This is a genomic window from Pseudoalteromonas sp. SG43-5 (genome assembly GCF_014164345.1).
Classification (GTDB): Bacteria; Pseudomonadota; Gammaproteobacteria; order Enterobacterales; family Alteromonadaceae; genus Pseudoalteromonas; species Pseudoalteromonas distincta.
This window is the reverse complement of sequence record NZ_JACJFA010000014.1, coordinates 1-25,235: the sequence shown is the minus strand read 5'-3', so window position 1 is coordinate 25,235 and position 25,235 is coordinate 1. Positions and strand designations below refer to the sequence as shown.

Sequence of the window (25,235 nt, the reverse complement as noted above, 5' to 3'; positions counted from 1 at the left end):
GGATAGCAATTTGCGTATCCGACCTTTTTTAAATAGCTTAACTAGTTATCTACTTAGCTACTTCTACGTTTAATGTTTGCACCCAACGCACTTAGCTTATCTTCAATGCGCTGATAGCCTCTATCAACGTGATAAATACGGTCAACAACCGTTTCACCCTGTGCCACTATACCCGTTAAAATTAAGCTAGCTGAAGCGCGTAAATCGGTTGCCATCACTTGCGCACCCGTTAAGCTTTCAGTCTCACCACAAATTGCGGTATGCCCTTCTAAACGAATATTAGCGCCCATACGCTGCAACTCTGGTACATGCATAAAACGGTTTTCAAAAATCGTTTCTGTGATCGTTGCACTACCATTTGCTACTACATTCAATGCTGTAAACTGAGCTTGCATATCCGTAGGAAAACCTGGGTGTGGAGCTGTTTTAATATTCACGGCTTTAAGTTCTCGGCCGCGCATATCAAGATAAATACTATTGTTATGTACTTCTAGGTGCGCATTCGTAGCACGTAGCTTTTCAATCACAGGCTCAAGAGAATGAAAGTCTGTATTTTTACAAAGTACTTCACCGCCAGCCATTGCTGCTGCGACTAAAAACGTCCCAGTTTCAATTCGGTCAGGTAAAATACTGTGTTCACAGCCAGCTAAACGCTCAACGCCTTCAACTTCAATGCGGCTAGTACCTGCACCTGTGATTTTAGCGCCCATAGCAATTAGGCAGTTAGCTAAATCAATTATTTCAGGCTCGCGTGCCGCATTATCAAGTATGGTTTTACCATCAGCGAGGGCCGCTGCCATTAATAGGTTTTCGGTAGCGCCTACACTTACCATTTCCATAAAAATTTCAGCGCCTTTTAAGCGACCATTAACCTTGGCATTAATATAACCATTTTCAACGTTTATTTGTGCGCCCATGCGCTCCAAACCTTGAATATGGATATCAACAGGGCGAGCACCAATAGCGCACCCACCAGGTAAAGACACTTGAGCCTCACCAAAACGTGCAACTAGAGGGCCTAATGCAAGCACAGAGGCGCGCATTTGCTTTACTAAGTCGTAAGGCGCTAATGTTTTATTAACCGTTGCACCGTCAATTACTAGCGTATCGCCCTGCCAATTAACATCTGCACCTAAAGTTTTTAATAAGGCTTCAGTGGTCACTATGTCGCGAAGACGCGGTACATTAGTAAATATACTTTTACCATCAGCTAATAGTGAAGCAAATAAGATAGGAAGTGCGGCATTTTTAGCGCCCGAAATAGTCACTTCACCAGCAAGTGAAGTGCCACCTTGAATTACAAATTGATCCATTAGGAGGCCCTAGTTATTGCGGTAAAATAAATTTTTGTTCACGCTTCCACTCTACAGGAGTAAATGCACGAATAGATACTGCGTGAATTGTCCCATCTGAAATTGTATTCATTAATGGACCATAAACTAGCTGCTGCTTTTTAACTCGGCTTAAACCGTCAAAGCATTCGCCTACTGCAACAACTTCATAATGACTACCATTGGCTTTTACATGTACTTCAGCTAATTGAAGTTCTTCGCGTAATAATGTTTCGACTTGGCTAGTTTCCATAACTCTCACTCAAATAGGGTTGTAACCTGACCCAATTGCATTAAATTTTGCAATTGCTCAGGTAGGTTTTGCAATTCAAGGCGAATGCCTTGCTGCTTTAATTCTGCAAAAGAGTGAATTAACCAAGCTAAGCCAGCTGTGTCAACCCTTGATACTCCACTTAGGTCGAAATAGATGATTTTATGCTTAGTTAATAACTTATTGTTCAGAAGCTGTTCATCGCCAATTGAATTTCGAGTAAGCTCACCGCTTACTCCAAAATGTTGTCCATCAACTTGGCTTATTGCCAATTTAGTCATTCGAGTTACTGCCTCTAAACTGAACTGGTAGCTGACTCTTTTGCTCTAAAAGGTTACTTACATTATCAATACCTTGCTGACGCAAAATACCTTGCAGCTCGCTTTGCTTTGCATCCAGTAAACTAATACCTTCGGCAATCATATCGTACGCGCGCCATTCACCGTCGCGGTCTTCGCGTACTTTAAAATCGATTCTGATATCAGGTTTACCGTCTTCAATAATTTTAGTCTTAACAACAACGACGTCTTTACCTTTAAACGCTTGCTCTGCACCAAACTCAACTTTCTGGTTTGTGTATTGAGTAAATACACCTGCATAAGTAGCAACTAAGTACTCTCTAAATACACCAATAAAGCGTTGAATTTCTTTAATTGCTTTGGCCTTTTCAGCCTCGTCGGTAATTGCACGAACTTTAGATACTTCACTGCCAAGTACACGAAGTGCTGCATATTTATAGTCGATATAAGGCATTAATTCTTCTTCGACTATTACGCGAAGGTATTCCTGATCTTTAACAATTAATGGCTGATCTTTTTTAATGCGCGCAAATGTATTATCGGCAACTTGGCGTACCATTTTATTAGGATCGACTAATTTCACATCTGCTGCACTTACGCTTTGAGTTAGCGTCATTGTGCCAATTGCTACAATAGCTAAAAACTTTTTCAACATAATAATTACTCACTACCTTGGTTGAATAAAAACTGCCCGATTAATTCTTCAAGTACAATGGCAGACTTAGTATCAGTGATTGAATCGCCATCACCTAGTGCTTTACTTTCCACACCAAATAAATCGTCAATTGCTTCATCTTGCTTGTTTTCTGTCACTGTTTCGCCTAAACAACGTTGCTTAGCAGAATCTGGAGAAATTACAGGGTGAATACCTAAGTACTGCTCACCTAAAATACCCGACGTTAAAATAGAGATTGAGCTTGTGTCTGAAAAACGACATAAGTACTGTGCGTCAATGGTCATATTAACGACTGGTAAAAACTCTTGTGGGTGAACATAAATTGATTCAACACGGCCAATTACAACACCACCTACTTTTACTGGCGCACGCGCTTTTAACGAGCCGATGTTTTCAAACTTGGCATTAAGCGTATATGTTTCGCCAGAGCCACTAATACCTGAATTGGCAACTTTAAGTGCAAGCATCGCAAAAGCTAAAATGCCAAGTGCTACAAAAAAACCAACTAAAATTTCTAATTTCCGTGAATTCATTATCTATACCCTATTAGCTGGTAAACATTACCGCTGTCAAAATAAAGTCAAAACCTAAAACTGCTAATGACGAATGAACAACCGTTTCGGTGGTTGCTTTGCTGATCCCTTCTGAGGTCGGCACACAGTCATATCCTTTATAAAGCGCAATCCAGGTCACCACTATGGCAAATACAAAGCTTTTAATAATACCGTTTAGTATGTCTTGCTGAAACGACACTTGCGATTGCATGATTGACCAAAAACTACCTGTATCAACCCCCAGCCAATCTACCCCCACTAAATGAGCGCCTATAATTGCTACAGCTGAAAATATCAATGCAAGCAATGGCATGCTTATAAAACCCGCCCAAAAGCGCGGTGCAATAATACGTTTTAGCGGATCGATTGCCATCATCTCAAGTGATGAAAGTTGCTCTGTTGCTTTCATTAAGCCAATTTCAGCTGTCAAAGCGCTACCTGCGCGTCCTGCAAATAATAATGCAGTAACAACCGGGCCTAGTTCTCGCAATAAGCTCAGTGCCACTAACGGCCCTAAACTATCCTCAGCGCCATAACCAACCAATACGGTGTAACCTTGTAAAGCCAACACCATACCGATAAACAAACCCGACACCATAATAATGAGTAACGATTGCGAACCAACCATATAAAGCTGGCGAACAAGTAACGGTGTGCCTTTTTTAAAATTAGGAACATGCGCTAATGCACTAAACAGCATATAAGCAGAACGACCAAGGGCCGCAAAGCGTCCTAGCGTTTTATGTCCTAGCTTTTGAAATAAATCCAACATTATGCTTTTTCTCCAAGTAGTTCGTCTGCATAAGCCTGAGCCGGAAAATGAAATGGTACAGGACCATCCGACAAGCCTTTTAAAAACTGTTGAACTAAAGGAGATTCATGATTACGCATTTCATCTGGAGTACCAGAACCAATTACCCCTTGATCGGCGATAATTATAACGTGTTCGGCAATACTCATTACCTCTGTTACATCGTGCGTCACGATTAAAGACGATAAACCTAATACTTCGTTGAGCGACTTAATTAGCTTAACCAATACGCCCATCGAAATAGGATCTTGCCCTGCAAATGGTTCATCGTACATGATTAGCTCTGGATCAAGTGCTATAGCGCGTGCAAGTGCAGCACGCCTTGCCATACCGCCGGATAACTCAGATGGCATTAAATCTTTAGCGCCACGTAGTCCAACCGCTTGCAGTTTCATTAACACAACTAATCGAATCAGGTCTTCACTTAGCTTTGTGTGCTCTCTTATAGGGAACGCGATATTGTCAAATACCGACATATCAGTAAACAACGCACCACTTTGAAAAAGCATACTCATTTTAGTACGTGCTTCGTATAACTCTTTACGAGACATTTTAGGAATGCTGCCACCTTCAAATAAAATATCACCTGAATCTGGTTTAAGCTGACCACCAATTAAACGCAACATAGTGGTTTTGCCAATTCCGCTTGGCCCCATAATCGCAGTAATTTTACCTTTAGGAACGCTAAAACTCATATTTTTATATATGGTTCTATTGCCTCTCGAAAAGCTAACATCCTTGACTTCTACTATTGATTGCGACAAGTCGCTCTCCATAAAAATGTTCACTAGTGCCCCTATTTTAAAGCTTTTTTGTCAAAGATGGAAAAAACAATTCGTAAGATTTTGTAATACACCCATGAAAAGGATTATAAGACTCGCTCAAAACAGCTTAACCCCGGCTTAAATTTTTAAATTAGCTGTTTAAAAGCAACATTGTTACCTAGTTGACCTTACTCTTTTATTTATACTTTCATCTTGGCTTTTGTTACTATTCGCGCCATCCGTATTTTGTATAACTGGCTTAACACAATGGTTACCTCGTTTGTTATTTTAATTCTTGGTTTTGCAGCTCTTGTTTGGAGTGCCGATAGGTTTGTTTATGGGGCTGCGGCTCTTGCTAAAAACTTTGGTGTACCTACACTTATTGTTGGTTTGACCGTTGTAGCCATGGGCTCTTCAGCCCCTGAAATGATGGTTTCAGCCTCTGCCGCTCTGGCTAACAAAACCGACACAGCCGTTGGCAATGCTGTTGGCTCTAATATTACAAACATTTTACTTGTGTTAGGTATCACTGCTCTATTTCGCCCTCTTTCAGTTTCATCTAGTACGTTAAAACGTGAAATGCCATTAGTGATGCTCGTATCTTTAGCTACTTGGTATGTGTTCTCAGATAACTACTTTTCATTTAGTGAAGGTGTTGCGCTTTTAGTTGGCTTTATCGTATTCATCGGTGGGTTAATCATTGTATCTATGCGTGCAAAAAACCAAGATGACCCATTTGTCTCAGAAGCCTGCGACGATGTACCAAACGATGTACCTACTAAAAAAGCAGTATTTTGGTTAATTGTTGGCATGATACTCCTGCCGGTTAGTTCTCATTTTTTAATCGGCTCAGCTGTTGATATTGCTAAATACTTCGGCTTAAGCGACTTAGTCATTGGTTTAACAATTATTGCCATTGGTACTAGCTTGCCTGAACTTGCCGCCTCGGTTGCAGGTGTACTTAAAAATGAAGATGATTTAGCACTAGGTAATATTGTTGGCTCAAACATATTTAATATTTTAGCTGTATTACCTCTAGCAGGTATTATTAATCCTTCAGCAATTGATCCATCGTTAGTAAGCCGAGATATATTAATTATGATTGGTGCAACACTTGCTCTTATTATTATGTCATTGAACTTTAGAGGCACCCAGCGTATCAATAGGGTAGAAGGCGGCTTATTGCTAATAGCGTTTTTGGGTTACCAAGGGTATATTTTTAGTCAAGTAGGGTAAATGATGGCAACGCTAAACTTTATTGAACAAGGCCTTCGCGTTTTAGATGTTGAGCGCCAAGCACTTAGTGATATTGCACAATATGTAGATGAAAATTTTCATAACGCGTGCCAATTAATGTACGACTGTGAAGGCCGTATTATTGTCATTGGCATGGGAAAATCAGGCCATATTGGCAATAAAATAGCGGCAACCCTTGCAAGTACTGGCAGCCCAGCGTTTTTTGTTCACCCTGGTGAAGCAAGTCATGGTGATTTAGGTATGATCACTAAAAATGACGTGGTTATGCTTATTTCTAATTCAGGGGAAACCAGCGAAGTTTTAAATATCATTCCGGTTTTAAAACGACTTGGTGCCAAAATGATAGCGATGACTGGCAATACACAATCAACCATGGCAACCCTTGCTAATGTACATGTGTGCATTAAAGTAGAAAAAGAAGCTTGTTCATTGGGTCTAGCCCCTACATCAAGTACCACTGCAACGCTTGCGATGGGCGATGCCATGGCAGTTGCATTATTAGAAGCTCGCGGCTTTACAGCTGATGACTTCGCGCTATCTCACCCAGGTGGTAGTTTAGGCAAGCGCTTATTACTTACTTTAAAAGATGTTATGCACAGCGGCGCAAATACACCTATTATTGATGTTTCACAAACAGTTAAAGATGCTCTAATAGAAATGTCAGCTAAAGGATTAGGTATGACAGCCATTGTTGATGAAAATCAGCAACTCGTAGGGTTATTTACCGATGGTGACTTACGTCGCATTTTAGAACAAAGAATTGATATTCATACAACACAAATAGATGTTGTTATGACTAAGTCATGCACTACAGCTACGCAAGATATTTTAGCCGCTGAAGCGCTCAATATTATGGAACGTAAACGTATAAATGGCCTAATCGTCGTCAATGAGAAAAACCAACCTATTGGCGCATTAAATATGCAAGACCTATTAAAAGCAGGAGTGTTATAAATGCAATTTGAAGAACTCTATCAACCGCTGAGCGATGATGCAAAAGCACGCGCTAAAAAAGTAAAACTACTTATATGCGATATTGATGGTGTATTTTCTGATGGCCGTATTTACCTTGGCAATCAAGGTGAAGAGCTAAAAGCATTTAATACAAAAGATGGTTTTGGCATTAAAGCACTTATAAACAGTGGCTTTGAAGTAGCTGTTATTACTGGTCGTCATTCACAGATAGTACAACAACGTATGAGCAGCTTAACCGTACAGCATATTTATCAAGGCCAAGAAAATAAGCTCATTGCCTATCAAGAATTAAAAGATAAACTCAACCTTAGCGATGAACAAATTGCTTATATTGGTGATGACGGTCCTGACATGCCTGTTATGGAGTTAGTAGGCTTTGCCGTTGCAGTAAATGATGCCCACCCTCTTATTAAGCGTTTGTCACATTATGTAACGCAAATGCCTGGTGGTTTTGGCGCTGTGAGAGAACTCACCGATTTGCTCATGCTTGAAAATGGTAAAGCATTGACTACACAAGGCACTAGTTCATGAATGCAGCGCGCATAATATTAAGCGTTTTATTCATTAGCTGTATGGTTTGGCTTTGGTACCCTTATTTTACACAAACAAATATTGTGCCTCAGGCTGAGCCTGAAGTTGTTGCTAAGCCTGATTACATAGCTATTGAGCTCAAACAGACAGCCTATGATGAGCAAGGTAAAATTAGCCACAAAGTCACTGCGGCTAAAATGGAGCTATACCAGCAATTAGGTTTCACGTTTTTTGAAAAACCCATTTTTACTTTATATAACGAGCAACAAACGTGGCAAATAAATGCAGACGAAGCAACATTATATGAAGATAAACAATTAATTTTAGAAGGTAATGTGGTTGCCAAAAATTTAACCGATAACGCCATGATAGACAAAATCAATGCTGATAATATTCAGGTTGATATAAAGTTATTAACAATGCGTTCGGAGCAACCCGTCATTATCACTGGACCCAATTTAAAAATCACCGGTAAAGGCCTAGAAGCCGACTTGAAAACCGAAGTGATAAAACTAATTAACCATACGCGAACCATATATTATGACCAATAAAATATTAAAATCACTTATAATTCCTACACTTATACTAGCGTTTAATAGTAGTGCTGCAGAGCAAAACACGCAACCTGCTGCCAATCAAATTTCAATAAGTGCCGACAAGCAAGAAGGTCAATTGAAAGCTAATGTGGGTATTTTTGAGAAAAACGTTGAGATTATTCACGGTAATCGCCGCATTACAGCCGATCGCCTAGAAGTACACAAACGTGATGAACTTGGTGATAATAAACAATTATTAATTGCCACAGGTAGCCCTGCGCACTTTGAAGAAAAGCAATCAGACGGCACGACTATGAGCGCCAGTGCTGACGAAGTACGTTATGATGTATCTAAGCGTTTTTTAACGCTTGTTGGTAATGCACAAGTTTCGCAAGCCGGACAAAAAATAAATGCTAAAAGCATTACCTACGACATAGAGCAGCAGCTCATCAGTGCCGAAAAAGATGAAAACTCAACTGACCGCGTTCACACAATTTTAGTACCGATCGAAACTAAAAAAAGTAAAAAAGGCGATAAAGGTCAACCATGAGCACATTAAAAGCAGAACTATTAGCAAAAAGCTATAAAGGTCGTGAAGTTGTAAAAAACGTCGGCCTTGAAGTACAAGCTGGCAGTATAGTTGGCTTACTTGGCCCTAACGGTGCTGGTAAAACAACGACTTTTTATATGATTGTAGGGCTTGTTCCTAGCGACAAAGGTAAAATATCTATTGATGATAACGATATTACTCTTTTACCTATGCATAGTCGTGCTAGATTAGGCATAGGCTACTTACCACAAGAGTCATCGATTTTTAGAAAGCTGACTGTTTATCAAAACTTAATGGCCATTTTAGAAACGCGCAAAGAACTAAATAAACAAGCCAGAGAAGACACGCTCAATAACTTATTAGATGAATTTAGCATACAACACATTCGTGATAGCCAAGGTATGGCATTATCGGGGGGAGAACGTCGTCGTGTAGAAATAGCACGAGCGCTGGCAGCAGATCCTAAATTTATATTACTGGATGAACCGTTTGCCGGTGTTGACCCTATTTCGGTATTAGATATAAAGAAAATAATAGAACATCTTAAAAATCGTGGGATTGGTGTATTAATTACCGACCATAACGTAAGAGAGACCCTTGATGTTTGTGAAAAAGCCTACATTGTTTCTCATGGGGAGCTGATTGCATCAGGTACTCCAGAACACGTATTAAATGATAAAACAGTACGCGATGTTTACTTAGGCGAGCAATTTAGGCTGTAACATTTACGCCATGTCTTTAAGCATCTGCTAGTATTAATTATAACAACATAAAAGGATTGTTAGAGATACATGAGGCAATCACTACAGCTGCGCATGGGCCAGCAACTTACAATGACTCCACAGTTGCAACAAGCTATTCGTTTGTTGCAACTCAGTACATTGGATCTCCAGCAAGAAATACAAGAAGCTCTCGACAGTAATCCACTATTAGAGGTTGAAGAGGCAGACTATTCCGAAGACGCTGCTGGTAAAAACGAGCAAAAAGCTGATACCGATGACATAACTGTTAGCGCATCTGCTGATGATGCTCCGAGCGAATACGAACAAGATACTGGTGAAGCACTTGCAAAAGACACGCTAAGTGACGACATGGCTATGGATGTCAGTTGGGATGAGTACATGAGTGCCGCTCCTGCAGCCTCATCAGGTCCAATGCCTGAAGACGAATCAATATACCAAGGCGCCTCTACTGAAACGCTCCATGAGTATTTAATGTGGCAATTACAACTAACGCCATTTAGCCCTACAGACGAAGCTATTGCTATTGCTATTGTAGAAGCTGTCGATGATTCAGGTATTTTAACACTAAGCTGCGAAGAGATTTTAGAAAGCTTTAATCAAGAAAACGAAGATGATAACGAAGTCGAACTTGATGAAATTGAAGCGGTATTAAAACGCATCCAACTGTTTGATCCTGTTGGTATTGCTGCACGTAGTTTACAAGAGTGTTTGTGTATTCAGCTTAATCAATTTGATAAAGAAACACCTTATATTAATGAAACGAAAATGATTTTAACCGAGCATATTGATCTATTAGCAGCTCGCGACTATCGTACATTAATGAAAAAAACTAAGCTCAAAGAAGAAGAGCTTAAAGAAGTAATGACACTAATACATACTCTCAACCCAAAACCTGCAGATACTATTGTAAGGGAAGAATCTGAGTATGTTATTCCTGATGTGTCAGTTAAAAAAATTAAAGGCCGCTGGGTTGTCGAATTAAACCCAGATAGCATGCCTAAAATTCGTGTTAATAGCCAATACGCAGCAATGTCTCGCACTGTAAAATCAAGTGGCGACAGCCAGTTTATTCGCTCACATTTACAAGAAGCTAAATGGTTTATTAAAAGCTTAGAAAGTAGAAACGACACGCTATTAAAAGTTACTAATTGTATTGTTAAGCAACAACAAGGCTTTTTTGAACATGGCCCTGAAGCCATGAAACCAATGGTTTTAAATGATGTTGCTGAAATGGTAGAAATGCACGAATCGACAATTTCTCGCGTAACTACTCAAAAGTACATGCATACACCCCGTGGTATATTTGAGCTTAAATATTTTTTCTCAAGCCATGTAAGTACTGAAAACGGTGGTGAATGTTCATCTACAGCAATACGTGCGCTTATCCGAAAATTAATCGCAGCAGAAAACTCAGCAAAACCATTGAGTGATAGCAAAATAGCGGATATATTGGCTGAGCAAGGAATTAAAGTAGCGAGACGTACAATCGCAAAATACCGCGAATCTCTTGCTATTCCACCGTCAAATCAGCGTAAAAGTCTGATTTAAGACGCTAAACTAAGAGGGTAATGCTTATGCAACTAAACTTAACTGGTCGTCACGTAGAATTAACCGATTCACTAAGAGACTATATTAATACTAAATTTGCGAAGCTTGAAAGACACTCTGATCATATTAATAATGTTCATGTCATTCTCGATGTAGAAAAATTAAATCAAAAAGCAGAAGCCACAATACACGTAAGCGGTGCTGAGCTATTTGCCTCTACAGAACATCAAGATATGTATGCCGCTATTGACTCGTTGATCGACAAGCTCGATCGCCAAGTAATCAAACACAAAGAGAAGCTTGCTCGACACTAATATGATGAAATTAAGTTCACTTATATGCCAGGACTGCAGCAAAGCTGCGGTCCTTTTTAATAGCAAAAAAAGAATTTTAGAGTTCATTAGCGAACTTGCTCACGACAAACTTCCGTATTTACCGCAACAAGATATTCTTAATGCTTTAATGAGCAGAGAGAAATTAGGTAGTACAGGTATAGGACGTGGCATTGCTATTCCTCATGGAAGAATGAGCGGTGCAGAAGAGCCTTTGGCTTTAGTGCTCGTTAGCGAAACTCCAATAAACTTTGATGCAATCGATAATCGCCCTGTTGATATTTTTGTCGCACTCATCGTACCAGATGGCGATAACCAGCAGCACTTAAAGACTCTAGCAACCATTGCTGATAAACTAAACAACAAAGATTTTTGTAAACAGTTACGCAGTGCAAAATCTGATACTGAGCTTTACCAAGTTATTGTCGATCAATCATAGTTTTATAAAGGGTGTTAAATGGAGTTAATTATCATAAGCGGCCGTTCCGGTTCTGGAAAGTCGGTTGCTTTGCGCGTTGTAGAAGATTTAGGTTATTATTGCGTAGATAATATTCCAGTAAACCTACTACCTTCATTAGTTCGCAGTGTGTCTGATAGCTACGATAAAATTGCTGTTAGCATAGATGTGCGCAACATCCCTAAAGAACAAGATGAATTTAACGATATTCTTGAATACTTACCAGGCTTTGCAAACCCTACGTTATTTTATTTAGATAGTGACGATCAGACATTGATCAAACGCTTTTCTGAAACACGCAGATTACACCCACTATCAATAGACTCGTTGCCTCTTGATTTAGCCATCAAAAAAGAAAAAGAATTACTTGATGTATTAACCACTCGCGCCGACTTTATGATAGATACGACTGATTTAAGTGTTCATCAACTCGCTGAATCTATTCGTGAAAAGATTTTAGGTAAAAAAGATAAGCAACTGATTGTCACATTTGAATCATTTGGTTTTAAACACGGTATACCAAAAGAAGCAGACTACGTATTTGATGCACGCTTTTTACCAAATCCACACTGGGAACCAGAGTTGAAGCCTTTAAATGGGTTAGATCAACCGGTTAAAGACTATTTAGCTAATCACAGCATAGTGCAAAAATTCACATGGCAAATTCAAACATTTGTACAAACGTGGTTACCGCATTTAGAACGAAATAACCGCAGTTATTTAACCATTGCTATTGGGTGTACAGGTGGGCAACATCGCTCTGTGTATTTAGCGCAAACTATCGGTGAAAGTTTTGCAATGACACATCCCAATGTAAAAATTCGCCATCGCGAACAAGAAAAATAATATAGCTGAATAATCACCTGTTCAGCTTAGGTAGAGTAAGTTATGCATTGTGAAGATACCTTTTTAATAAAAAACAAATTAGGCTTACACGCCAGAGCAGCTACTGTGCTTGCGCAATTAGCAGTACAATTTGATGCTACAATCACATTATTCCAAGATGACAAAGAAGCAGCAGGCGATAGCGTACTTGCATTAATGTTACTTGAAAGTAGCCAAGGAAAAGAAGTTAAAGTTGTTTGTAAAGGCCCTGATTCTGAGCAAGCTTTACACGCTGTTGGAGAATTAATAGCACAACGCTTTAATGAACAAGAATAATCTGTTTTATAAAAACAATATTCGCATTACTAGTGCTTCAATTAAAACAGATATATAAAATAAATAGGTTAGTAACGCCAGTTAACTCACCTCCCCCCATAAAGTAATATAACAATTTATAAAGGACGCCAATGCCAGAAGCTTTTGAACAAGATTATCCACTACAGCAACTAAAGCAGGTGACGAAGTCACTCAATAGTGGTCAATTTGTTCAAGTTAGGCGCATGCTCGCAAAAACGGCTCCTTGTGATACCGCATTATTATTAGAATCATCACCGCATAAAATTCGCCGACTGCTTTGGCAATTGGTCGATCCTGATGTGCAGGGTGATGTTCTTGAAGAATTATCTGAAGATGTTCGTTTAGGCATTATTGCCCAAATGGAACCTAAGCACATTGCCGCCGCAACTGAAGACATGGGCCACGATGACTTAGGTGAAGTATTACGTAGCCTGCCAGATACCGTCTATAAAGACGTTGTTAGCGCGATGGACATTCAAGACCGTGAACGTGCCACGCAAGCACTGTCATATCAAGAGCGTTCAGCAGGTGCGCTAATGAACACCGATACGGTGACCATTCGCCCTGATGTAACACTCGATGTTGTACTTCGTTATATTAGACTGCGTGGTGAGTTACCAGAGGGTACAGATGATTTATATGTTGTTGATAAACATAACTGCTTTATAGGCGCTTTATCGCTGAGTACATTATTAACTAATCCGCCAGAAAAAATTGTCCGCGATTTAATGGATGAAGATTGTGAGTCTATCCCAATCTCAATGGATGAAAGTGAAGTAGCGCAATTATTTGAGCGTCATAATTGGATATCGGCCCCAGTGGTGGACGATAACGACCAACTCCTCGGTCGTGTTACTATCGATGACATCGTTGATGTAATCCGAGAAGATGCCGAGCATAGCTTATTAAGCCTAGCCGGTCTTGATGATGAAGAGGATACATTCGCGCCAGTACTAAAAAGCTCTAAAAAACGCTCAGTTTGGCTAGGAGTTAACTTACTAACCGCACTTGCAGCTGCTTTTGTAGCTAGCTTTTTTGAAGGCACTTTAGATGTGCTCCCTATTTTGGCTGTGCTTAACGGTATTGTCCCTTCTATGGGTGGTGTTGCTGGTAGCCAATCATTAACGCTTGTTATCCGTGGTATTGCAGTAGGTCATATAAACCAAACAAACCAACGTTTCTTGATGATGAAAGAACTGGCCATTGGCGCGCTAAACGGTATTTTGTGGTCACTATTAATTGCGGGTGTTATTGCGCTATGGCAGTGGGACTTTATGCTTGGTGGCGTACTCGCCTTCGCTATGTTTATGAACTTAGTGGTGGCAGGTGTTGCTGGTGCAAGTATTCCAATAATTCTTAAAAGAATGAATATAGACCCTGCTCTTGCAGGGAGTGTGGTGCTAACCACGGTGACTGATATTGTTGGTATATTCGCCTTTTTAGGTACTGCTACATGGTTGCTGATATAAATTAAACGCTTTAAATGTAAAAAACTACAGCAAAAATACTTAGGGTAAATCAGTAGCTATGGCAACGGATACCAAACATAAAAATGACATACCTAAAAAAACGCTAAAACAAAAAAGCGTATCCATATTAAAAAGTCTACTGGTATATGGCTCTATATTTTTCGTCATTTATACCGCCGTCAATTGGTGGCGGCAACCTGTCATGCCAGCAAATCCTCAATTACAATTAATCGACTATAAAGGGCAAAACATTAATTTAGCAGCAATGAGCCAAGATAAACCCACGCTTGTGTATTTTTGGGGAACTTGGTGTCCTATTTGTAGTATTACCTCCCCTGCCATAAACGAACTCGCAAACGAGAATAAATACCCTGTTGTGAGCATCGCGATAAAATCAGGCTCTGATCAAGAGCTGCATGATTATTTAAATGAGCAAGGCTACAGCTTCAGTACTGTTAACGATCAACACGGGGAGATATTTTCCGATTGGCAGGGACAAGTCACGCCATCTTATATAATCTTAAAAGATAATAAAATGACGCAAGGACTCACCGGCATTCAGCCGTTATGGTCACTTAAATTGCGTTTGTGGTTATCATCAATGCTTTAAAAAAAAGCTAAACTTAGCACAGGATATCTAAAGAGAGGGGGGCTCTAAAACCTCACTCTTTATCACCTACAATAATATAGATAATAAAGAGCAAAGCTGACTTAATTTACGTATACAAAAGCTAAAAAACGCGTACCGCAATTAGCCTTATCTATTAGCGAATAAAATTACTAACGTGTGCTTTGACGATTAGCGCCCACTTTTGGCTTAGTGTTTGCCTTTTTAAATTGGCTAAAACCAGTATGTCGCGTTAGTGCCGGACGCCCACCTTTTTTACCACCTTTACCTGATTTTTCATCGCGCCCTTCTTCTGGCACTAAACAGTTAGGCCCTTTACCAATTAAATTAGCTTTACCCATTTTACGTAGAGCTTCACGTATCATTGGCCAACCAGCTGCATCGTGGTAGCGTAAAATAGCTTTATGTAATCTACGTTGGCGTGCGCCTTTAGGTACTGGAACAACTTCTGAGTTGTTTTTTATATTACGTAAAGAGTTCATCTCTGTATGGTAAATAGTCGTCGCATTAGCCATAGGTGATGGGTAAAAATTTTGTACCTGATCAAGCTTAAAGTCGTTTGATTTAAGCCATAAAGCCATGTTTACCATGTCTTCATCTTTTGTACCTGGGTGAGCAGATATAAAGTAAGGAATTAAATACTGCTTTTTACCGGCTTCTTTAGAGTACTTATCAAATAGTTCTTTAAATTGATCGTACGCTCCCATACCTGGTTTCATCATTTTTGATAATGGACCATCCTCTGTATGCTCTGGCGCTATTTTTAAGTAACCGCCTACATGGTGCGTTACTAATTCTTTAACGTAACGCGGGTCGCGTACAGCTAAATCGTAACGTACACCTGAAGCAATCAATACCTTTTTAATACCCTTAACTTCACGTGCTTTTTTATACAAATCTATTGTTGGCGTATGATCTGTATCCATGTGTTTACAAATATCTGGATACACACATGATAAGCGTCTACAGGTACTCTCGGCCTTTTTACTAGTACAGCGCAGCTTATACATATTCGCCGTTGGGCCACCTAAATCAGAAATAACACCAGTAAAGCCGGGAACTTTATCTCTAATTTGTTCAATTTCTTCAATAATAGATTCTTGCGAACGACTTTGAATAATGCGCCCTTCATGCTCTGTAATTGAGCAAAACGAACAACCACCAAAACAGCCACGCATAATATTAACTGACGTTTTAATCATATCGTAAGCAGGTATTTTAGCATCACCATAACTTGGGTGAGGAATACGCTGATACGGCAAACCAAATACAGCATCCATCTCATGTGTTTCTAATGGATATGCTGGCGGGTTTACCCAAATAGAGCGATCGCCATGTCGTTGGTAAAGCGCTCTTGCACAACCAGGGTTTGTTTCTTGATGTAAAATTCGCGAGGCATGGGCGTATAAAGGTTTGTTAACACTTACTTGCTCATAAGCAGGTAACTTAACATAGGTTTTTTCCCACGGCTTAGGACGTGCAGGCTGAACCATGATTGGTTTTGCCGCTTCTGCTTTTAAATCAATACCCGCTTGTTTAAATTCAGATTTACTACAGCCAACATCATCCGCGCCATATGGGTTTGGAATAGGGTCTATTTTACCAATTTTATCAATAGCGGTAGAATCACTGCCACGCCAACCAGGTAGAGGCTCTTTTCGAATAACAGCCGTGCCGCGAATATCCTGAATCGTATCCATCGTTTCACCCGCCGCAATACGGTGTGCAACTTCAACTAGCGGGCGCTCTGCGTTACCGTAAATTAAAATATCGGCTTTTGCATCAAACAAAATACTACGACGTACTTTTTCCTGCCAATAGTCGTAATGAGCAATACGGCGAAGGCTGGCTTCAATACCGCCAATAACAATTGGGATACCTTTGTATGCTTCACGGCATTTTTGCGAGTAAATCATCACGGCGCGATCTGGGCGCTTACCGCCAACGTTATTAGGCGTGTAAGCATCATCGTGGCGCATGCGCTTTTCCGCTGTATAGCGGTTGATCATCGAATCCATGTTGCCGGCTGTTACACCAAAAAATAAATTCGGTCTGCCGAGCTCCATAAATGCATCTTTAGAGTCCCATGCAGGTTGGGCAATAATCCCCACTCTAAAGCCTTGCGCTTCAAGTACACGGCCAATTACCGCCATCCCAAAACTAGGATGATCAACATACGCATCACCACTAATTATTATTATGTCGCAACTATCCCAGCCAAGTGCATCCATTTCTTCACGTGTAGTTGGTAAAAATGGCGCGGTGCCATAACATTCAGCCCAGTATTTAGGGTATGAAAATAAGGCGCGCTTAGCTTTGAGTGTGCTCATAATTGTGGCCGTAGAATAACAAAAGGCGCGAATTATACCCTACTAAATTCTTTATATATACAAAGTAGTCAAAGCATATCGCGCTTTAAATTCTAAATCGTTCATTAGCTTAAATAATAAGTTAATCTTTTTTTAGCGTTTATTTATAAATTCTATCAATTCATGCTCAGGCATAGGTTTAGCATACATAAAACCTTGTACCTCATCACAGCCTAAGTTTTTTAAGAACTGAGCTTGTTCTTGTGTTTCAACGCCTTCAGCAATCGTTTTTAAACCCAACTTAGCACCAAGAGAAATAACTAAGGCAGCAATAGCGCCAGTGTCATCATTTGGCAGATCCTTAATAAATGCACGATCTATTTTCAACCTATCCAAGGGTAAACTTTGTATATAACTAAGCGATGAAAAGCCAGTCCCAAAGTCATCAATAGCAACCTCAATCCCTAACTCTTGAAGCTCTCTAAGTGTATTAATAACAGTTTCGAGTTCATCCATTACTACGCTTTCTGTGACTTCTAACTCTATGTTTTTTGGCTTAACGCCATATTTTAATAATGTATTTTTAACGTTTTGAGCATAGCCTTTTACTTTAAACTGCGGAACAGACACATTAACCGCAATACAAATTTCGGTACCCATATTTTCTAGGCGCTTTTGTTGTTGGCAAGCTTGCTCTAAAACCCACTGCCCTATATCAACAATCAAGCCCGCATCTTCTGCAAGTGGAACAAATACCGCTGGCGATATATATGATCCATTACCGGTGGGCCACCTAAGTAATGCCTCACACCCAATTAGAGACAAGTCTCCTAATGAAAGTTGAGGTTGGTACCATACCTCTAACTTGTTTCGAGCAAAATCATGGCGTAATTGCCTAATAATTCCTATGCGCCAAGCCATTTTATCTTGCATGTCGATATTGTAATAAACGCCTTCTTTATGCTTTGCTTTTTTAGCTTGGTCAAGTGCAATATAAGCAACTTTAAGTGTATCAATCCCGCTACTTTGAAAGTCTTGCTGTTGGCATAAACCCAATCTAAAATCGATAGGCAATGTATGCTCTTCTGCGCAAAATGGAACACCTAACTGCTCATTCAATTTTTTTAAGTCGAGTTCATCACGGCGAATAATAAAACCAAAAACATCAGCACCAATACGAGATAGTAACTTAGCTGTTGGGTAGTTTTCTTTTAACCTTTGCACAATGCCAATTAATACTTTATTACCGACCTCTTGCCCTAAGCCATTATTAATATCTGCAAAATTAACTATATCAAGTAGTACAAATACATAATCATTCACGTGCGGCTTTTGATAACGCTCTACCCGTTCAATAAAATTGGTACGATTTGAAATACCTGTAAGCACATCTTTATAAGCTGCATCTCTTAACTTTACAAACAGCCTTATATTATCGAGGGCAACACTCACATTTGTTAAGAAGATTTCAGCAAACTGCAATTGTGCTTGCAAAGGAACATGGTCACATTCTATATATAAAGCCGCTTTTCTATGCTTACTTTTTAATACAAATGTTGCACTTGAGTCTGTATGTTGATGCTTTGATAAATCAAAACACAACTCAACTTGTTTAAATACTTTGCTATCAACATTAATTAATTTTTCACCAAAGTAGTCTTCGTAATGCCCACAACCACCTAATACTTGAATAAAGTCATCGCCGTCTAATTTGCTGCACACAAGCCCTCGAGGTGAACACTTTAAAATAATACTCATGTGCTTGATGATTTCTTTGCATAGTTGCTTAATATCAGTAAGCCCTAAAATAGACTTTGATGCAGAAACAATCGTGTTCATTGCATCACTTTGATATTCAAGCTGGCATACCTGCTCGTAAGAGCGAATAGCGGTTATGAGCGATGTTACTAATTTAGAGCGAGTGAGTTCTGTTTTAGTTTTATAATCATTTATATCGTATTCACGTATTACTTTTTCTTCTGGTATATTACCAGCTTGCCCTGTTCTTAAAATAATTCTCACATGTTGATTATTTAATTCGTCACGCACCCTTTTTACAACCTGCAAGCCAGCATCGTCAGTTTCCATAATAACGTCTAAAAAAATAACTGAAATATCGTTATTTTCAGCTAAAATCTCTATTGCTTCAGCTCCCGAATAGGCATCATGAAATCGCAAGCCTGCCCCCAAAAACTCAACCCCAGACAAAGCTAACTTTGTTACAGAGTGGATCTCAGGTTCGTCATCAACAATTAAAATATCCCAAAACTTAGTCGGCTCAATTACTGCATCATCTTCATAGTCTTGTTCAAAAAATAAAAAATCGTTTTGATCTGACGACATTCGCTCTCCTAGGTAGCAATTTATAAATTATTTTTGGTTTATAATCTAATTCATACTATAGTCGATTAATAAAAAGTTGTTGTATTTCAACTCAAAAAACTAATAAAAGGTGTGCTTATTAAACCATTAAAAATATTAATCAAAGGCGTACTGTTATTGTTATTGGTATTAGTGCTGGTAGGGCTGATACTTCCCCAAAGTTATAATGTAAATAAAACAATAGAAATCAATGCAAATATTGACGCAGTAAAACCGCTTATTACTGACTTTAATCAATGGCAAAAATGGTCTCCATGGGAAAAAGTAGACCCCAGTATACGTTTTACCTTGGGCGAACCTAGCTCTGGCCTAGGTGCTCATCAGTCTTGGAAAGGAAAATGGGGGTATGGTGAAATGATCATAACTTCGGTGAATCAAAATAAGGTCAGCTTTAATATACTTTTAAATGCTGAGCATATTATTAGGGGGACTTTTAATTTTAGTGAGCAAAACGGTATCGTCACTTTAATATGTAAGATTAACGGACAAACAACCGCCCCTTTAATATCGGGTTACACCGCAATTTTGAGCGAATATGTGCTCCGTAATACAGTTTCAATGGGGTTAAATAACCTTAAAACTGTTGCTCAGCTTAGTCATTCACAAAGGACAATGCACAGCCATGCCAGTCAAGACAGCACAAGCGAGAATTAACCTTGCTAACATTATCGAATCCTTACTTGGTTACCCTATAACAAAAATAGGCAGTAACGGAATATTGCCTACCCCCGAACAAAATTACGATATTAAAGGCCAAGTTAAGCCGCTTTATCATATCAACAGTGAAAACTCTGTTTTAGCTCGTGCCCAAAAGCGCCAAGATTTACTACTAATAAAACAACAACAAAATATAGAGTCAATTTTAGCAATGGCTATGGGGTTTTGCCCCGATGTAGCAAGTACTAAACAACCCGATGCTGACTGGGTAGAGCATTTTATCGCACTGTGCGAAGATACTTCAAATGCGTCAATGCAAACTTTATGGGCCAAAATTTTAACGGGAGAAACACTCAACCCTGGTACGTTTTCAATTAAAAGCCTGCAAACGTTAAAGCATATGACACAGCGAGAAGCTGACTCTTTGCAAAAATGTGTGTCGCTCTCAGGCTATAACGAAAAAGACGACAGCCACTTTATTTTACTCGGCTTTTACAAAAAACCGTCATTGTTTGATTTGCTACGAAAAGGCAATAAAGTGTCTCTAAATTTAGGAAAAACAGGTATTAGTTTTCCTGATATTTTAACACTTATGGATCTTAATTTACTGTATAGAAAAGAAATTGAATCTGCAGTGCTTAAAGCGGGGCAAGAACTTACCCTTTCATTTTTATCGCAAAAAGTAACGTTAAAAGCAAAAAGCAGTGATTTGGTATTAAGCTATTATAAATTCACGCAAACAGGTGATGAGTTATCTAAACTCATTAATTTTCCTGTAAATAAAATTTATAAGCAGTTAATTAATAATGCGCTGGAGGGAGAGTTTGATTTAGCGTGGCACGCAATAAAATAATATGCCACGCTTTGTTTAATTAGAAAATACTAATTAAAAGTGAACCTGAATACCCGCAAATGGGCCTGATGCATCAATATCAGTTGTAATATCATCTACATCATCAAGTTCTAATACCATAGAGCGGTAACCTGCTTTAACAGCAACATCTACTGCTAGGTTATCAATAAGTTCCCACGCTACGCCTACTTGGTAATCTTGTACTTTGCTATCGTCAATAGCCAAAAAGCTACCTTCAAAAAATACACTTAAACCAGTAAATGGTAAGCCTGCTTCGGCACGGCCATATGCAAGAGGAACAAAACCAGAGAAGTCTTTTGTTTCGGTAAAGTTAGTACCACCATTTTGAGTAGTACCATTTACAACAATATCACCATCAAACTGCTTAGCATTTAAACCTAAGTCAATTGAGATTAAATCGTTATCAAAAATCTCATAATAAAAAATGTAATCGATGTGTGTTAAATCACTTACAGTATTTACCGTAGAGCCTACAACATAATCAGAGCCATTAAAGCTAAATGTATCTGTAAGTAGCGCAGAACCATTTAACTCAAGCTCGGTATACTTTAATTTAATATTTGGAACTAATGGTACAGGGTGCTCAAGTGCCGCGTAGTAACTTACAAAAGTCTCATCTTCAAAATTAAAATCTTGAGATGCATTATTTTTATAAGAAAATTGACCATCGTTATCTGACTTCCACCCATCAACACCTACGTATAAACCTAGTAGAGTGTCAGCTTGCGCTGCTGGTGCTAAACATGCCATTGAAAGGGCTGCTGCTAAACAATACTTTTTCATTTTTTATCCTTGAGCTAGTAGTTCGCTGAGTTCGATTAAAGCCGCATTGGCTCTAGAAATATAATTTGCCATAACTAAAGAATGGTTAGCAACATAGCCAAAACCATTACCGTTTAAAATAAGTGGGCTCCATACTGTTTCTTGAGTCGCCTCAAGTTCACGTATGATTTGTTGTAAGCTTACACGTGCATTTTTCTTTTCAAGCACGTCATTAAAGTCATACTCTATCGCTTGTAAAAAATGCAGTAACGCCCAAGTAGCACCGCGCGACTCGTAAAACACATCGTCAATTTCTAACCACGGTGTTCTTACTTGCTGCTGCAGTGGCGCAAGAGTTGCTTGTTTATTAGATGAATTACCCGCTAAATCGGTGTTCACTTTTTCTTGGCCTACACTGGCACTTAAACGTTGGCTTAAGCTACCTAAACGTTTCTCAGCTTCTTTAAGCCAACTACGTAAGTTATCTGCTCGTGCGTAAAATTGGCTATCGCGCTCATGCTCATTAGCAATTTGTCCACGATATACCATTAAGTAGTCAATACCTTTTTGGTACTCACCTTCGGCACTTGGCCATGCCCATGCCTCAGAGCTTATATTAAACTGCGGCTGCGCCTTTTTAAGGGCTTCATGTTCCGTTGATTGTGATTGAGAACGGCTAAAATCTTTTCGCATAGAAAGCGATAAATCACGTACCATTTCTAGTGCGCCATATTCCCACGCTGGCATATCATCCATAATAATACTTGGTGGTATTACATCATTTGATAAGTAGCCACCCGGTTTATCTAGTAAGGTATTGGCTACCGTAATTAATGTAGAAGTAGTTACATAACCCGTTACTATTTTTTCATTACGAAGCTGCGCTTGCTCTTTCGCGTTTGCAACAACGTCAAAACGTGAAGGTTCTGTGCTCCAATAAACAGCAATTGCGTAAAAAATGATAAGCAGTAAAACAATTATTCCTGCTATTTTTCCTTTATGTTGCGACATGTGTACTCCTAATGATGAGCGTGTTGAGTAGATGGTTTTGACTGCTTAGCTTGCGCCTCAAGCGACACGACTTGAGCATTAGTAAATAAGCGATTACCGTCACTAAAATATAGTGTGAGTTTACGTTCTTGTCCTACTTTTAATAGCTCTTGTGGTTCAAATGCCATTAAATGATAACCGCCAGGCTGAAAGCTGACACTTTCGTGCGCCTTAATTTCAACCGATTCAACTTGTTGCATTTTCATCATGCCGTCTACATGTGAATGCTCGTGTATTTCAACACGCCCCAAGCCATCAATAGTTGCCTTAGTTAAAGTTGCTGCGGCTCCACTGTGATTAATAAGGGTTAAATAACCTACAGTTGAAGTACTGCCAGGTAAAAACTCTCTAACTTGCGCGTTAGTTACTTCGAGCACAGCCACATCAGAACCATGATCGTGCCCTGAGTGCGCCGCCAACGATGACGAAAAAAAACTAAATATTAATGCAGAAGCCATCGAAAAACATAGTTTCGTCATCATTATTATCCTTATGAAAACTTTAAATTACAGGCTAAATTTAACATAGTTAACCTATAATAGTCAGTCAAATTAAGGATTAAGAGGCTACTTTTTTGTTATCAGCAACAAGCCAACACAACACTGCAACAAATAGTAACGGCCATGCAATCATTATAGATCCGAATAAAAGCGCTAAAACAGTCCCTGCTAATGCCACTACACCGGCACCAACTAATCCCATAGTAATTAAAGCCACTACCGCAACTACAGCAATAATTGCGGCCAAAGCACCTACAAGCTCGAGCCCAGCCCAACTAATGTCAGCAATCCATAACGGCAACTGCCAAGAATCAATCTGCACAAACGTTATTAAATCAGTAAACAGTAATAAATAGATAATTACACATACTGCCAAAGCTTTCATAGTAATTCTCCTTATACCAACCGGCTTATACATGAGGTCTATTTAACGATAAGAAAATTGCGTTATAACTAGGCAAAAATTTTTATACCTAGCTGTTCTAAATTAAAATTTTTAACAACGTTATAGGGTGATTTAATTCGTTAAATTGTTCAAATATTTATGCCTGTTGGTATTAATACTCTTTATTTTCAAGGCAGCAATGCGCTATAAAATAGCCAAGTGCAACTGCAAACGGAAAACTCAAAAACAACAAAATAGTAACTACGCGTGTTGCCCAAACCGGAAAGTCCAATCTATGGGCTAAACCACTACAAACACCAGATATTTTTTTATTCAGAGTATCTTTATACCAACCTTGTTGACGATTAAAGCTGTTCATAGCAATCTCCTAAGCAGTGTGTTTTAAATTAGTATTTAAGTTCGCCTTTAAGCGAGCCAACTCAGCATCAACTTTTTCATTTTTAACTAACGACTCAATTTGGGCACTGGTAGAACTTGCTGTATCAGTCAGCTCATAAGCCTCTACTTGAGCTTCAATACCTTCAACACGCTGCTCTATTTGTTCAAAACGAGACAACGCATGGGCAACTTTATCGCTTTGTAGTTGCGTACTGATTCGCCCTCTAGCAATAGCAACATTATGGCGTTGCATTAACTGAGCTTGCTTAGTTTTAGCCATAGCCATTTTTTGCTGCAAGCGTTCACAATCAGACTTAATTTTTGCAATAGACTCTTGCAATGTTTCTAGTTGAGTTTGCTTATTTTCAATGCTTTCGTTAACGCGTTGCTTCTCAAGTAAAGCTGATTTAGCAAGGTCATCACTGCCCTTCTCAACCGCACGTTCTGCTTTCATTTGCCAAGCTGCTAATTCTGTTTTTTTAGTATCAATTTGGCGATTAATTACTTTCTCTTCACACAATAAAGCGGCTGCTGTACTACGACACTCATTCAATGCATCTTGCATCTCGGTAAGCATTAGGTTTAAAAGTTTTTCTGGATCTTCTGCTTTATCAAGCATGGCGACAATGTTTGATTGAATTACATCATTTACGCGGTTAAATATTCCCATGGTATTCTCCTGTTGATTTTTAATTAATTTCAACAAGAAGATTCCAAGAGTTGTGCCAAGTCCATCAAAAAGAAAATAAAGCATTTAAAATCATAATGGTAAATAACAAACACTCTAAATTTTAGTGACTTTAAGCTGAACAACATAGAGTGTAATTGGCCAATAAATTATGATTTTGACTAATTTTTAGGATTAAAAAAGCCACTCGAAAGCTGTCTCTTATACACAAATCCCTGCTAAGAAATTAGCGGGGATTTTTTTGAACTAAATCTCAATGTCATGATCAGATCTTCAAATCTTGTTTGAGGGCACATTATGATTAACGAACATACT

At 39.1% G+C, this 25,235-nt stretch carries 30 protein-coding genes; 15 read left to right on the top strand and 15 right to left on the bottom strand.

All coding sequences use genetic code 11. From position 1 onward, the window contains the following. Positions 1-53: 53 nt before the first annotated feature. The 7 genes from murA to H5161_RS14195 are packed head-to-tail and all read right to left on the bottom strand — an operon-like array spanning position 54 to position 4,718. Positions 54-1,313, bottom strand: coding sequence for a UDP-N-acetylglucosamine 1-carboxyvinyltransferase (gene murA, locus H5161_RS14225; RefSeq protein WP_039485386.1), 1,260 nt, complete (start codon positions 1,311-1,313; stop codon positions 54-56). A gap of 13 nt (positions 1,314-1,326) precedes the next feature. Then, positions 1,327-1,584, bottom strand: a complete 258-nt coding sequence (locus tag H5161_RS14220) for a BolA family protein (protein ID WP_002957953.1) — start codon at positions 1,582-1,584, stop codon at positions 1,327-1,329. A 5-nt stretch (positions 1,585-1,589) separates the two neighbouring features. After that, positions 1,590-1,883 (bottom strand): lipid asymmetry maintenance protein MlaB, encoded by a 294-nt coding sequence (locus tag H5161_RS14215; protein WP_002957952.1) that lies wholly within the window; start codon positions 1,881-1,883, stop codon positions 1,590-1,592. Further along, positions 1,876-2,556 carry a phospholipid-binding protein MlaC gene (locus H5161_RS14210; protein ID WP_039485391.1) on the bottom strand — a complete coding sequence of 227 codons (681 nt, stop codon included), beginning with the start codon at positions 2,554-2,556 and terminating at the stop codon, positions 1,876-1,878. The genes H5161_RS14215 and H5161_RS14210 overlap by 8 nt, the downstream gene beginning before the upstream one ends. A 5-nt stretch (positions 2,557-2,561) precedes the next feature. Continuing rightward, a complete protein-coding gene (gene mlaD / locus H5161_RS14205; protein WP_002957950.1) occupies positions 2,562-3,110 on the bottom strand; it encodes an outer membrane lipid asymmetry maintenance protein MlaD in 549 nt (182 codons plus the stop codon). 13 nt (positions 3,111-3,123) lie between these two features. Then, positions 3,124-3,903, bottom strand: a complete 780-nt coding sequence (mlaE, locus tag H5161_RS14200) for a lipid asymmetry maintenance ABC transporter permease subunit MlaE (RefSeq protein ID WP_002957949.1) — start codon at positions 3,901-3,903, stop codon at positions 3,124-3,126. Further along, positions 3,903-4,718 (bottom strand): ATP-binding cassette domain-containing protein, encoded by an 816-nt coding sequence (locus H5161_RS14195; RefSeq protein ID WP_080945050.1) that lies wholly within the window; start codon positions 4,716-4,718, stop codon positions 3,903-3,905. The genes mlaE and H5161_RS14195 overlap by 1 nt, the downstream gene beginning before the upstream one ends. 255 nt (positions 4,719-4,973) lie before the next feature. Between H5161_RS14195 and H5161_RS14190 the strand changes: the two genes are divergently transcribed. From H5161_RS14190 to H5161_RS14130, 13 genes are all read left to right on the top strand, one after another. Next, positions 4,974-5,942, top strand: a complete 969-nt coding sequence (locus tag H5161_RS14190; RefSeq protein ID WP_002957947.1) for a calcium/sodium antiporter — start codon at positions 4,974-4,976, stop codon at positions 5,940-5,942. A gap of 3 nt (positions 5,943-5,945) precedes the next feature. Then, positions 5,946-6,917, top strand: a complete 972-nt coding sequence (locus H5161_RS14185; protein WP_002957946.1) for a KpsF/GutQ family sugar-phosphate isomerase — start codon at positions 5,946-5,948, stop codon at positions 6,915-6,917. Beyond that, the gene (kdsC, locus tag H5161_RS14180; RefSeq protein WP_007580311.1) at positions 6,918-7,469 is read left to right on the top strand and encodes a 3-deoxy-manno-octulosonate-8-phosphatase KdsC; all 552 of its coding nucleotides are present in this window, start codon (positions 6,918-6,920) and stop codon (positions 7,467-7,469) included. Continuing rightward, a complete protein-coding gene (lptC, locus tag H5161_RS14175) occupies positions 7,466-8,020 on the top strand; it encodes an LPS export ABC transporter periplasmic protein LptC (protein ID WP_002957944.1) in 555 nt (184 codons plus the stop codon). The genes kdsC and lptC overlap by 4 nt, the downstream gene beginning before the upstream one ends. Further along, entirely contained in the window at positions 8,010-8,555 is a 546-nt protein-coding gene (gene lptA, locus H5161_RS14170) for a lipopolysaccharide transport periplasmic protein LptA (RefSeq protein WP_002957943.1), read from the top strand. Before lptC ends, lptA begins: the two co-directional genes overlap by 11 nt. Further along, positions 8,552-9,277, top strand: a complete 726-nt coding sequence (gene lptB, locus H5161_RS14165; RefSeq protein WP_002957942.1) for an LPS export ABC transporter ATP-binding protein — start codon at positions 8,552-8,554, stop codon at positions 9,275-9,277. The genes lptA and lptB overlap by 4 nt, the downstream gene beginning before the upstream one ends. 69 nt (positions 9,278-9,346) lie before the next feature. After that, positions 9,347-10,846, top strand: coding sequence for an RNA polymerase factor sigma-54 (locus tag H5161_RS14160; protein ID WP_002957941.1), 1,500 nt, complete (start codon positions 9,347-9,349; stop codon positions 10,844-10,846). Positions 10,847-10,872: 26 nt separating this feature from the next. After that, positions 10,873-11,160, top strand: a complete 288-nt coding sequence (gene hpf, locus H5161_RS14155; RefSeq protein WP_007580301.1) for a ribosome hibernation promoting factor — start codon at positions 10,873-10,875, stop codon at positions 11,158-11,160. 4 nt (positions 11,161-11,164) lie between these two features. Continuing rightward, positions 11,165-11,617, top strand: coding sequence for a PTS IIA-like nitrogen regulatory protein PtsN (gene ptsN, locus H5161_RS14150; protein ID WP_024595797.1), 453 nt, complete (start codon positions 11,165-11,167; stop codon positions 11,615-11,617). 18 nt (positions 11,618-11,635) lie between these two features. After that, the gene (gene rapZ / locus H5161_RS14145; RefSeq protein WP_002957938.1) at positions 11,636-12,481 is read left to right on the top strand and encodes an RNase adapter RapZ; all 846 of its coding nucleotides are present in this window, start codon (positions 11,636-11,638) and stop codon (positions 12,479-12,481) included. Positions 12,482-12,523: 42 nt separating this feature from the next. Continuing rightward, positions 12,524-12,796 carry an HPr family phosphocarrier protein gene (locus H5161_RS14140; protein WP_002957937.1) on the top strand — a complete coding sequence of 91 codons (273 nt, stop codon included), beginning with the start codon at positions 12,524-12,526 and terminating at the stop codon, positions 12,794-12,796. Positions 12,797-12,927: 131 nt separating this feature from the next. Continuing rightward, on the top strand, positions 12,928-14,286 hold the full coding sequence (mgtE, locus tag H5161_RS14135) for a magnesium transporter (RefSeq protein ID WP_002957935.1): 1,359 nt from the start codon (positions 12,928-12,930) through the stop codon (positions 14,284-14,286). Between the two features lie 202 nt (positions 14,287-14,488). Next, positions 14,489-14,896, top strand: coding sequence for a protein disulfide oxidoreductase (locus H5161_RS14130; RefSeq protein WP_220488593.1), 408 nt, complete (start codon positions 14,489-14,491; stop codon positions 14,894-14,896). A gap of 170 nt (positions 14,897-15,066) precedes the next feature. Here the strand turns inward: H5161_RS14130 and H5161_RS14125 are convergent, their stop codons facing one another. Continuing rightward, on the bottom strand, positions 15,067-17,244 hold the full coding sequence (locus H5161_RS14125) for a YgiQ family radical SAM protein (protein WP_154903848.1): 2,178 nt from the start codon (positions 17,242-17,244) through the stop codon (positions 15,067-15,069). 132 nt (positions 17,245-17,376) lie between these two features. Then, a complete protein-coding gene (locus H5161_RS14120; RefSeq protein WP_182719897.1) occupies positions 17,377-19,566 on the bottom strand; it encodes an EAL domain-containing protein in 2,190 nt (729 codons plus the stop codon). Between the two features lie 111 nt (positions 19,567-19,677). Between H5161_RS14120 and H5161_RS14115 the strand changes: the two genes are divergently transcribed. Together H5161_RS14115 and H5161_RS14110 are read left to right on the top strand one after the other, a co-directional pair. Further along, the gene (locus tag H5161_RS14115; protein ID WP_182715711.1) at positions 19,678-20,259 is read left to right on the top strand and encodes an SRPBCC family protein; all 582 of its coding nucleotides are present in this window, start codon (positions 19,678-19,680) and stop codon (positions 20,257-20,259) included. Further along, entirely contained in the window at positions 20,228-21,115 is an 888-nt protein-coding gene (locus H5161_RS14110; protein WP_039485422.1) for a TIGR03899 family protein, read from the top strand. Before H5161_RS14115 ends, H5161_RS14110 begins: the two co-directional genes overlap by 32 nt. 33 nt (positions 21,116-21,148) lie before the next feature. Here the strand turns inward: H5161_RS14110 and H5161_RS14105 are convergent, their stop codons facing one another. The 6 genes from H5161_RS14105 to H5161_RS14080 form a co-directional block, all read right to left on the bottom strand. Beyond that, positions 21,149-21,919 (bottom strand): TIGR04219 family outer membrane beta-barrel protein, encoded by a 771-nt coding sequence (locus tag H5161_RS14105; RefSeq protein WP_002957929.1) that lies wholly within the window; start codon positions 21,917-21,919, stop codon positions 21,149-21,151. A gap of 3 nt (positions 21,920-21,922) precedes the next feature. Continuing rightward, on the bottom strand, positions 21,923-22,909 hold the full coding sequence (locus H5161_RS14100; protein WP_024603343.1) for a DUF2333 family protein: 987 nt from the start codon (positions 22,907-22,909) through the stop codon (positions 21,923-21,925). Between the two features lie 8 nt (positions 22,910-22,917). Then, a complete protein-coding gene (locus H5161_RS14095) occupies positions 22,918-23,427 on the bottom strand; it encodes a copper chaperone PCu(A)C (protein WP_404936166.1) in 510 nt (169 codons plus the stop codon). Between the two features lie 79 nt (positions 23,428-23,506). Next, a complete protein-coding gene (locus H5161_RS14090; protein WP_002957925.1) occupies positions 23,507-23,833 on the bottom strand; it encodes a hypothetical protein in 327 nt (108 codons plus the stop codon). A 172-nt stretch (positions 23,834-24,005) separates the two neighbouring features. Beyond that, complete coding sequence (locus H5161_RS14085; protein ID WP_002957924.1) at positions 24,006-24,212, bottom strand: PspC domain-containing protein; 207 nt, start codon at positions 24,210-24,212, stop codon at positions 24,006-24,008. Positions 24,213-24,221: 9 nt separating this feature from the next. Continuing rightward, positions 24,222-24,902 (bottom strand): PspA/IM30 family protein, encoded by a 681-nt coding sequence (locus H5161_RS14080; protein WP_154903844.1) that lies wholly within the window; start codon positions 24,900-24,902, stop codon positions 24,222-24,224. Positions 24,903-25,235: the final 333 nt, after the last annotated feature.

Excerpts from the sequence above, each read along its gene's own strand:
- H5161_RS14220 (WP_002957953.1), bottom strand. The coding sequence starts at position 1,584 with ATGGAAACTAGCCAAGTCGAAACATTATTACGCGAAGAACTTCAATTA.
- H5161_RS14100 (WP_024603343.1), bottom strand. The coding sequence starts at position 22,909 with ATGTCGCAACATAAAGGAAAAATAGCAGGAATAATTGTTTTACTGCTT.
- H5161_RS14080 (WP_154903844.1), bottom strand. The coding sequence starts at position 24,902 with ATGGGAATATTTAACCGCGTAAATGATGTAATTCAATCAAACATTGTC.
- mgtE (WP_002957935.1), top strand. The coding sequence starts at position 12,928 with ATGCCAGAAGCTTTTGAACAAGATTATCCACTACAGCAACTAAAGCAG.
- H5161_RS14090 (WP_002957925.1), bottom strand. The coding sequence starts at position 23,833 with ATGAAAGCTTTGGCAGTATGTGTAATTATCTATTTATTACTGTTTACT.
- H5161_RS14130 (WP_220488593.1), top strand. The coding sequence starts at position 14,489 with ATGCCAGCAAATCCTCAATTACAATTAATCGACTATAAAGGGCAAAAC.
- lptC (WP_002957944.1), top strand. The coding sequence starts at position 7,466 with ATGAATGCAGCGCGCATAATATTAAGCGTTTTATTCATTAGCTGTATG.
- ptsN (WP_024595797.1), top strand. The coding sequence starts at position 11,165 with ATGAAATTAAGTTCACTTATATGCCAGGACTGCAGCAAAGCTGCGGTC.
- H5161_RS14210 (WP_039485391.1), bottom strand. The coding sequence starts at position 2,556 with ATGTTGAAAAAGTTTTTAGCTATTGTAGCAATTGGCACAATGACGCTA.
- H5161_RS14160 (WP_002957941.1), top strand. The coding sequence starts at position 9,347 with ATGAGGCAATCACTACAGCTGCGCATGGGCCAGCAACTTACAATGACT.
- H5161_RS14215 (WP_002957952.1), bottom strand. The coding sequence starts at position 1,883 with ATGACTAAATTGGCAATAAGCCAAGTTGATGGACAACATTTTGGAGTA.
- hpf (WP_007580301.1), top strand. The coding sequence starts at position 10,873 with ATGCAACTAAACTTAACTGGTCGTCACGTAGAATTAACCGATTCACTA.
- H5161_RS14190 (WP_002957947.1), top strand. The coding sequence starts at position 4,974 with ATGGTTACCTCGTTTGTTATTTTAATTCTTGGTTTTGCAGCTCTTGTT.
- H5161_RS14110 (WP_039485422.1), top strand. The coding sequence starts at position 20,228 with ATGCCAGTCAAGACAGCACAAGCGAGAATTAACCTTGCTAACATTATC.
- H5161_RS14195 (WP_080945050.1), bottom strand. The coding sequence starts at position 4,718 with ATGGAGAGCGACTTGTCGCAATCAATAGTAGAAGTCAAGGATGTTAGC.
- H5161_RS14105 (WP_002957929.1), bottom strand. The coding sequence starts at position 21,919 with ATGAAAAAGTATTGTTTAGCAGCAGCCCTTTCAATGGCATGTTTAGCA.
- kdsC (WP_007580311.1), top strand. The coding sequence starts at position 6,918 with ATGCAATTTGAAGAACTCTATCAACCGCTGAGCGATGATGCAAAAGCA.
- murA (WP_039485386.1), bottom strand. The coding sequence starts at position 1,313 with ATGGATCAATTTGTAATTCAAGGTGGCACTTCACTTGCTGGTGAAGTG.
- H5161_RS14095 (WP_404936166.1), bottom strand. The coding sequence starts at position 23,427 with ATGACGAAACTATGTTTTTCGATGGCTTCTGCATTAATATTTAGTTTT.
- H5161_RS14120 (WP_182719897.1), bottom strand. The coding sequence starts at position 19,566 with ATGTCGTCAGATCAAAACGATTTTTTATTTTTTGAACAAGACTATGAA.
- mlaD (WP_002957950.1), bottom strand. The coding sequence starts at position 3,110 with ATGAATTCACGGAAATTAGAAATTTTAGTTGGTTTTTTTGTAGCACTT.
- mlaE (WP_002957949.1), bottom strand. The coding sequence starts at position 3,903 with ATGTTGGATTTATTTCAAAAGCTAGGACATAAAACGCTAGGACGCTTT.
- rapZ (WP_002957938.1), top strand. The coding sequence starts at position 11,636 with ATGGAGTTAATTATCATAAGCGGCCGTTCCGGTTCTGGAAAGTCGGTT.
- H5161_RS14185 (WP_002957946.1), top strand. The coding sequence starts at position 5,946 with ATGGCAACGCTAAACTTTATTGAACAAGGCCTTCGCGTTTTAGATGTT.
- lptB (WP_002957942.1), top strand. The coding sequence starts at position 8,552 with ATGAGCACATTAAAAGCAGAACTATTAGCAAAAAGCTATAAAGGTCGT.
- H5161_RS14085 (WP_002957924.1), bottom strand. The coding sequence starts at position 24,212 with ATGAACAGCTTTAATCGTCAACAAGGTTGGTATAAAGATACTCTGAAT.
- H5161_RS14140 (WP_002957937.1), top strand. The coding sequence starts at position 12,524 with ATGCATTGTGAAGATACCTTTTTAATAAAAAACAAATTAGGCTTACAC.
- lptA (WP_002957943.1), top strand. The coding sequence starts at position 8,010 with ATGACCAATAAAATATTAAAATCACTTATAATTCCTACACTTATACTA.
- H5161_RS14125 (WP_154903848.1), bottom strand. The coding sequence starts at position 17,244 with ATGAGCACACTCAAAGCTAAGCGCGCCTTATTTTCATACCCTAAATAC.